This window comes from Syntrophorhabdaceae bacterium, assembly GCA_028713955.1.
Classification (GTDB): domain Bacteria; phylum Desulfobacterota; class Syntrophorhabdia; order Syntrophorhabdales; family Syntrophorhabdaceae; genus UBA5609.
Window position 1 is genome coordinate 1 of record JAQTNJ010000150.1, and the last position, 7,604, is coordinate 7,604.

The window sequence follows — 7,604 nt, forward strand, 5'->3', positions numbered from 1 at the left end:
CATTTCCTCTTTATATTTATAGAAAATTCATATAAGGAGGTTTCAGTATGAAAAAGGTATTCGTGGTAGCTTTGATCGTGGCAGTAGGGTTTGCCCTCGGCGGTATCTCCTATGCGGCATGGTGGGGCGGAGGCTATGGCCCCGGATACGGCAGTCAGACGGACGTGAAGGCTCTGCGGAGCTTCCAGAAAGAGACCCTGCCGTTGCGGGACGATCTCATTGCCAAAAGGGCGGAAATTCAGAACGAGTACACCAAAGATAACCCTGACCAGACTCGTATAGCGACCCTCCAGAAAGAGATGATCGATCTGCAGACAAAGATTCAGGATACAGCCCAGAAGCAGGGCCTGTCTGCCTGGGGTCCTGGCTGGATGATGGGTGGCGGTTATGGCCCCGGCTGGGCTACGGGACACAGAGGTTACAGAATGGGCTACAGGGGCGACTACGGCAGCGGTTACTGCCCTATGTGGTAGGATTTGATTTGAGAGCAAGATTACGGTAGGTTTACGTAATCTTGCTCTTGAAGGAGATAGAATGGCAATGCGTAGTTTGTTCCTGATCATTTTTCTTTTTGTGACGTTGGTGGCAGTACCACTAATCTCAGTGGCGCAACCCATGGGAAGAGGTATGTATCAAGGTGTCCCTTACGGCCACTATTGCCCGGGTATGCAGTGGGGACCCTATGGCGTGAGGAAACCTGTGGGGACTACGGAACAGGCAAAACAGGTAATAGAGACCTACCTCTCAGACAATAGCCAGAGACTAAAGGTCGGAAACATAACTGAGAAAAATTGGTATTTTGAGGCCGAGATTCTGGATCGGGGCAAGACGGTCATCGATAAGGTAATCGTAGACAAGAGGTCAGGTAGAATAAGATCAATCTATTGATCCACAGGCGGTGGGACTACAAGTAACGGAATTGCCCCCACATAGAAACCCAAATAATCTATCCGTTTTCCAGAAGATCAGGAACGCTCTTGTTCCATCCATCCGGGCTTCCAATGGAGGTGTACGTTCTTAACTGATTCAACAACTCCACCATCCTTGCCGTTGGAGACTTATAATAGATATAATAGAAGATCAAAACCGGGAATATCCATGCTTATTAATGCCTTAATATATTCATATAATCTTACCCGGCATGAATATAAGCCATCCCATCCGTTAAAGCCCGAGCGGGCACGGCTCATGTCCGAGCTGCTCAACAGGTACGGCCTTATCTCAGAAGAGAATCAAAGGATTGTCGCGCCTTTACCCATTAACGAGGGCAGAGGGGACGTCCTGGCTTAATCAAAGTCAATAACTATCTCCCAAAAATTTCTTGTAAATTGATTTATCCCCCCCATTAGCCCGCCCCTTTTTTAATCTTCCTCCAAAGGTCATAAAAACGCAATTAAATTTTCTGCCGTCACACCAGAAATCATCTCGGCCAATCAAAAAAACTGCAATGAAAAGTAATTGAAGTATTGAACGACGTCCCCTTTATCCTGTCTTCAGCAAAATACTGACACCGGAAGTTGAAAGGGCGATCCCCGAGGTCGCCGGTCTCATCATTGAAGACTTATGTCCCGGCAATGGGAGGGGTTAGTTGCGTTTGTTCACTATGTCCCTCATTGCACGGCGTTTCTTATGGCTCTTGTTGAATCTTTTCCATCATGTCCTTAAGATAGAGTTTTTTCTTTTTGAGCAGTTTCATCTCCATTTCTTCATCATCGGAAAGGTGGGTTTTTTCGTAGAGCCTCTTCAACTTTTCATCGAGTGACTTATGCGCAATACAAACCTCGTTGTAGCGCTCCTCTTTGGTTTTGATTTCTTCCATGGATACGGACTCCTCTCCTTTATTTTGCTCCGGACAATCCGGCAGAGCTCTTGAAATATTTTAGCAGGAGTTGCCTCCTGTGGCCCTTCTGCTTATTTCCCCTGACTTTTTCGACTAGAGGAGTATTTTCTTTACCCGGCCTATTTCTCCGCTTTCCAGACGGACTTTTATTCCATGCGGATGTTGTGGCGATGCGGTGAGAATATCCTTTACCGTCCCATTCGTCAGTACGCCTGTCCGCTGATCCTTTTTCAGGACAATTGATACTTTAATGCCCCGTTGAATATTAGATCGTATTGTTCCGTCCATGTCGCTTTCCTCTATACCATACCACACGGGCACGATTTCCTCAATTCCACCTGCTTATCAGCGGTGGGCTGTTGTCAGAATTGAAGATTACGGGTGGAAAGAAAGTAATACGAAGTTTAGACGGAGCGTATCTGAGGCGGGTGGGGGAGCAAAACAGCGTTCCGGCCGATTGACGCCCATTTGATTTCATGCCTGTTATGTAATACATTTACAAAGATGGTTATAGCTATCAGCTATCAGCTATCAGCAATGGATCAAAAAACATGAAATCAGAAAACCGCAATCAGAAAACCGCAGCGAAAAGATTGGTCCGTTATCTTATCACGGTAAAAGGCATTGTCCAGGGAGTGGGGTTCCGTCCCTTTGTCTATAACCTTGCACGGGAACAGGGGATAAAGGGCACGGTCCTTAATTCCAGCCGGGGCGTCATCGTGGACGCCGAAGGAGATGATGCGGACGTGAAGGCCTTCATAAAAACCATGAGAGAGCATCCGCCCGCGCTTGCGCGCATCGGCAACGTCACGGTCCAGGAGATGCCCGTCGCCCATTACGAGACCTTCAGGATCCTGAAAAGCGACCCGGGCAGAGAAAAAGAGGTCCTGATCCCGCCCGATACAGCCACGTGCAGCAACTGTCTCCGCGATATTGAAGATCCTTCTGACAGGCACTTCCGTTATCCCTTTACCAATTGCACGCATTGCGGTCCCCGCTTCAGCATCATCAGGGAGATACCCTACGACCGTCCCAACACGTCGATGGCAGCCTTCGGGATGTGCGGGGATTGCGGGAGAGAATATCATGATCCATCGGACAGGCGTTTTCACGCACAGCCCGTTGCCTGTCCACAATGCGGGCCCCGGGTGGAGCTTGTGAGAAAAGGCAGCGGAGAGCGGAGAGCGGAGAGCGTGGCGGAGACAGGGAATACAGAGGACTGGCTGCCGGGCTGCTGGGACATCCTACGACAAGGAGGGATCATCGCCCTCAAGGGCATTGGCGGTTTCCATCTCGCCTGCGACGGAAAAAACAGGACGGCCCTGAAGAGGCTGCGGACGCTGAAAGGCAGGGAGTACAAGCCCTTTGCCGTCATGTGCAGGGATATGGACACAGTAAAGGGGTACTGTTATGTCGGCAGGCAAGAGGAGGAACTGCTTCTCTCGCCGCAGGCGCCTGTTGTGATACTGAGGAGGAAACCTGACGCGCCATTGCCTGAAGAACTCGCGCCGAACCTGAAATCCCTCGGAGTCATGCTCCCGTACAGCCCCCTGCACTTCCTTCTTTTCAGCGGCGACTTTGACATCCTCGTTATGACCAGCGGTAATTACAGCGGACTGCCGCTGGTGAAAGACAACGATCGCGCCCTTGCCGAGCTCCATTCCATCGCCGACGCCTTCATCCTCCATAACAGGGATATTGTGAACCGCTGCGATGACTCTGTCGTTGAGGTCATCGACAATGAGACCCAGTTCTTCCGGCGATCACGCGGTTACATCCCGCAGCCCTTTCCGGTCCCGCGCGGGAAGAGACCGCCGGTCATACTCGGCGTCGGCGGTGAAATGAAAAACACATTCTGCCTCCTGAAGGGTGACCAGGCCTTTATGAGCCAGTACATCGGGGAGATCGACAGCCTTGAGGGTGAAGAGAACCTCCTGCAAAGTCTACTGCACTTCCAGGCGCTCATCGGAGTAGAGCCTTATATCGTCGCGTTCGATTCCCACCCCGATTATGCGTCCGCGAGGATCGCCCGTCTCATACACGGCGAATCATGCGAAGGGGTTCAGCACCACCATGCCCACATTGCGAGCTGCATGGCGGAAAACAACCTCTCGAACGAGGAAACGATCGGCATTGTCCTCGATGGAACGGGGTACGGCACTGACGGGAACCTCTGGGGCTTTGAGTTCCTTGCCGGCAATTATACGGATTTCGAGAGGATCTGCCATCTCGCGTATGTGCCGCTGCCCGGTGGAGAAGCGGCGATCAGGGAACCCTGGAGGGCCGCGGTCTCGTATCTCCTCACCTTTCTCGGCGACAGGGGGAGGGAATACGCGGGGCAACTGTTCCGGGGTAAAGAAATAGATATTGTCGAAGAGATCGTCGCGAAGCGGTTCAACACGCCCCTCGCGTGCGGCTGCGGGAGAATCTTTGACGCGGTATCGGCCATACTCGGTGTCTGTCTCGAAAACACCTACGAAGGTCAGGCCGCGATCGAGCTCGCGGAACTGGCGCATGATACGGAAAAGGGGCCCGGTGAGGGCATCTACGGGTACAGCATCGAGCAGGACGCGATCATGCCTGACGGGATACTGGAAGGCGTTGTGTCCGACGTCATATCAGGCGTGCCGGCGGACAGGATATCCGTACGGTTTCATAATACCCTTGTCCGCATTATCGCGGATACGGCTGAAAGGATACGCGCGGAGAGAGGTCTGCGGAAGGTCGTCCTCAGCGGCGGCACCTGGCATAACCGGTACCTCCTCATGATGACGAAAAGAATACTCCGGGACAAGGGTTTTGATGTATACTATCACCGCCTGCTGCCTCCAAACGACGGGTGCATATCCCTCGGCCAGGCAATAGTTGCACACTGGAGGCATAAAGAACAGCGAAGAACAAAGGGCAGGGAGCGGAGAAACAAAAGGACATCAGGGCAACGGAGGTAACGCATAATGTGTCTGGGAATACCGGGGAAGATCGTCGAGATAAACGAAGAGGAACAGTGGGCTGTCATCGAGTGCTACGGGGTACAGAACAAGGTCTATACACAACTGGTAGCTGAAGAGATGGTTCCCGGCGATTACCTTATGGTCCATGCGGGGTATGCAATCGGAAAGATCGACCGGGAAGAGGCGCGGAATACGCTGAAATTGCTGGAAGAGATTACCAACACTTAAAGTCAAGGCTCGACATGGATTCCGCATTCAATAAAAGATTCCTTGAAAGACTTTTACAGCTATCTAAGCAGGTAAATGACAAGATCGGGCGCAAGATAATGTTTATGGAGGTCTGCGGCACACACACTACCGTTATATCGAAAAGCGGCCTGAGGGGCATCCTCGCCAATCATATGGAATTAAGGAGCGGCCCCGGCTGTCCCGTCTGTGTTACTGACCAGGCCGATATCGACACGATCATGGCCCTTTCCCGATTACCCGACACGATCATAGCCACCTTCGGTGATATGATAAGGGTCCCCGGCACCCGCTCTTCCCTGGAACAGGAGCGTGCGAGGGGCGCCCGCGTGGAGACATTCTATTCCCCGAGAGAGGCCGTAACCTATGCCGCCGGACATCCCGATAAGGAAGTCATCTTTCTTGGCGTAGGTTTCGAGACAACCATCCCTGCCATCACGTTGAGTCTCCTGGAAGCAAGGGCAGCGGGGATAAAGAATTATTCCATCTTCTCCGTGCACAAGGTCGTTCCTCCGGCGATGAAGGCCCTTCTCAACGACCCGGAGCAAAAGATAGACGGCTTCATACTGCCCGGCCATGTCTGCACGATCACCGGCAGGAAGGCCTTCGATTTTATCTCTTCGGATTACAGGCTGCCCGCTGTGATAGGAGGGTTTGAAGAGGTCGACGTTATGGAGGCGATATATCTCCTCCTCCGGCAGATCCTGGATGGCAGAGTGGAAACAATGAACGGGTATCGGCGTCTCGTCCATGAGGACGGCAATATAAAGGCGCAGGAGATCATGGGGAAATGCTTCGATCCTGTTGACGTTTCGTGGCGCGGCTTTGGATCGATCCCCGGAAGCGGCCTCAGGCTTAAGGCCGAATATGCAACCCATGATGCGCGGGTTAGATTTCCCATTGAGGTGCCCCCGTCTTCGCCGCCCGAAGGCTGCTCCTGCGGGGAGGTCCTGCGGGGGAAACTGAGGCCTGACGATTGTCCGTTGTTCTCTTCCGTCTGTACGCCCGTCGATCCTGTCGGACCCTGCATGGTCTCCACCGAAGGCGCCTGCGCGGCATATTACCAGTACGGTATTGGTTATTAACGCAGACGCATATTTTTGAGGTGCTATGAAAAAACTCAACGATGTTATTTTGCTGGCCCATGGCGACGGCGGGCTTCTTACCCACCAGCTGCTGGAGAAATATTTTTTACCCTCTTTCCGGAATGACCTCCTTGCGCCATTGAGCGATGCAGCTTTATTTGAGATGCAGGCCGGTTCAATGGCGGTCACCACCGATGCCTTCGTGGTTTATCCCATATTCTTTCCCGGTGGGGATATCGGGAAACTCGCCATATGCGGGACGGTCAACGATCTGGCAGTGAGCGGCGCAAAACCACTCTATCTCACTGCATCCTTTATCATTGAAGAAGGGTTCGCCCTTTCCGACCTGGAAAGGATTATCGTGTCAATGGCGGAGACCTGTCATGAGGCAGGTGTTTCTATCATCGCCGGCGATACGAAGGTCGTGGGGCGGGGACAGGCAGACAAGATCTTCATCACCACGACCGGAGTGGGCTGTCTCCTGCCGGAGGCCGACGTCGGCTATCACCGTATTGAACCGGGGGATGTAGTGATTATCAACGGCCCCCTCGGCAACCACGGTCTTTCGGTCCTCCTCGCGCGGGAATCCTTCAGTTTCAAAACAAAGATCTATAGTGACTGCGCGCCTCTTAATACGATGACAGAAGATCTGTTAAAACAATTCAAGGGCATCAAGTTCATGCGGGACCTCACCAGGGGAGGTCTTGCGACAAATGCCAAAGAGATAGCGCTTTCCGCGACGAAAGATATCCGGCTCGATGCGGCAGCCATCCCTGTTGATGATGAGGTGAAAGGTATCTGTGAGACGCTCGGGCTTGATCCCCTTTACCTTGCCAACGAGGGCAAGTTCCTCGCCATCGTCTCGGGAAAAGAGGCAGACACGATGGCAGCATATTTGCGGGAACAATGGGGCGCCGGACGGGCCTCTATCATCGGCAGGATTGATGAAGGAAAGGGTGATCTCTATCTCAAGACCTATCTCGGCGGCACAAGGCGCCTGCAGATGCTTGCCGGGGCGCCGCTACCGAGGATCTGCTGACACACCCGGTGTCTCCCGCGGGACGATCATTTTCCGTTTTTCAACGATCCTGTCCAGTGTGTCCTTGAAATCCTGCGAATCAGGAGACAGCTCCACGGCCTTTCGGGCGAGTTTTTCTGCCTCCTCAAGTCTTATATCCTGAGTAAAATAAAGCCAGGCGAGGTTGTTATAGGCGCGCGGGTCCCTTGTCTTGTCGATGGCGCTCCTGTAATTACTTTCCGCCTCTTCGTAGCTCTTTTTCTGAAGATAGATATTCCCTGCATAAAGATACGCAATGGAAATCTTCCTTGACGCAGTCTCGTATTCCTTCAGCGCGGCGTCAAGCTCCCCGTTTTTTTCATAGCTTACCCCGAGGTTGATATGCTCTTCCGGGGTCAGCGGGTCGCGGAGCACGATAATCCTCGGCAGGCTGCATGAGCTTAAAAATACCGCCAGGAGCACTA

Annotated in this window: 9 protein-coding genes; 6 read left to right on the forward strand and 3 right to left on the reverse strand. The window is 52.6% G+C overall.

Annotated features, from left to right (window positions below; translation table 11 throughout):
* The first annotated feature begins 47 nt into the window (after positions 1-47).
* Together PHU49_11925 and PHU49_11930 are read left to right on the forward strand one after the other, a co-directional pair.
* A complete protein-coding gene (locus PHU49_11925) occupies positions 48-473 on the forward strand; it encodes a hypothetical protein (GenBank protein ID MDD5244714.1) in 426 nt (141 codons plus the stop codon).
* A gap of 61 nt (positions 474-534) precedes the next feature.
* Complete coding sequence (locus PHU49_11930) at positions 535-888, forward strand: hypothetical protein (protein MDD5244715.1); 354 nt, start codon at positions 535-537, stop codon at positions 886-888.
* Between the two features lie 739 nt (positions 889-1,627).
* Here the strand turns inward: PHU49_11930 and PHU49_11935 are convergent.
* Together PHU49_11935 and PHU49_11940 are read right to left on the reverse strand one after the other, a co-directional pair.
* Positions 1,628-1,819 (reverse strand): hypothetical protein, encoded by a 192-nt coding sequence (locus PHU49_11935; protein MDD5244716.1) that lies wholly within the window; start codon positions 1,817-1,819, stop codon positions 1,628-1,630.
* A 114-nt stretch (positions 1,820-1,933) separates the two neighbouring features.
* Complete coding sequence (locus PHU49_11940) at positions 1,934-2,128, reverse strand: YwbE family protein (GenBank protein ID MDD5244717.1); 195 nt, start codon at positions 2,126-2,128, stop codon at positions 1,934-1,936.
* Positions 2,129-2,391: 263 nt separating this feature from the next.
* Here PHU49_11940 and hypF point away from each other — a divergent pair, with 263 nt between their 5' ends.
* From hypF to hypE, 4 genes are read left to right on the forward strand one after another with little or no spacing between them, the layout of a single operon-like run.
* Complete coding sequence (gene hypF / locus PHU49_11945; protein ID MDD5244718.1) at positions 2,392-4,788, forward strand: carbamoyltransferase HypF; 2,397 nt, start codon at positions 2,392-2,394, stop codon at positions 4,786-4,788.
* A gap of 6 nt (positions 4,789-4,794) precedes the next feature.
* Complete coding sequence (locus PHU49_11950; protein MDD5244719.1) at positions 4,795-5,019, forward strand: HypC/HybG/HupF family hydrogenase formation chaperone; 225 nt, start codon at positions 4,795-4,797, stop codon at positions 5,017-5,019.
* Between the two features lie 14 nt (positions 5,020-5,033).
* Complete coding sequence (gene hypD, locus PHU49_11955) at positions 5,034-6,122, forward strand: hydrogenase formation protein HypD (GenBank protein ID MDD5244720.1); 1,089 nt, start codon at positions 5,034-5,036, stop codon at positions 6,120-6,122.
* A gap of 25 nt (positions 6,123-6,147) precedes the next feature.
* Positions 6,148-7,161, forward strand: a complete 1,014-nt coding sequence (hypE, locus tag PHU49_11960) for a hydrogenase expression/formation protein HypE (GenBank protein MDD5244721.1) — start codon at positions 6,148-6,150, stop codon at positions 7,159-7,161.
* On the opposite strand, the gene PHU49_11965 is transcribed toward hypE, so the two are convergent.
* Positions 7,144-7,604, reverse strand: a 461-nt coding sequence (locus tag PHU49_11965) for a tetratricopeptide repeat protein (GenBank protein ID MDD5244722.1), incomplete at its 5' end; no start/stop codon positions are given. The genes hypE and PHU49_11965 overlap by 18 nt on opposite strands.

Bases quoted from the DNA above. Each gene is read 5' to 3' on its own strand.
- PHU49_11925 (MDD5244714.1), top strand. From the start codon at position 48: ATGAAAAAGGTATTCGTGGTAGCTTTGATCGTGGCAGTAGGGTTTGCC.
- PHU49_11930 (MDD5244715.1), top strand. From the start codon at position 535: ATGGCAATGCGTAGTTTGTTCCTGATCATTTTTCTTTTTGTGACGTTG.
- PHU49_11935 (MDD5244716.1), bottom strand. From the start codon at position 1,819: ATGGAAGAAATCAAAACCAAAGAGGAGCGCTACAACGAGGTTTGTATT.
- PHU49_11940 (MDD5244717.1), bottom strand. From the start codon at position 2,128: ATGGACGGAACAATACGATCTAATATTCAACGGGGCATTAAAGTATCA.
- hypF (MDD5244718.1), top strand. From the start codon at position 2,392: ATGAAATCAGAAAACCGCAATCAGAAAACCGCAGCGAAAAGATTGGTC.
- PHU49_11950 (MDD5244719.1), top strand. From the start codon at position 4,795: ATGTGTCTGGGAATACCGGGGAAGATCGTCGAGATAAACGAAGAGGAA.
- hypD (MDD5244720.1), top strand. From the start codon at position 5,034: ATGGATTCCGCATTCAATAAAAGATTCCTTGAAAGACTTTTACAGCTA.
- hypE (MDD5244721.1), top strand. From the start codon at position 6,148: ATGAAAAAACTCAACGATGTTATTTTGCTGGCCCATGGCGACGGCGGG.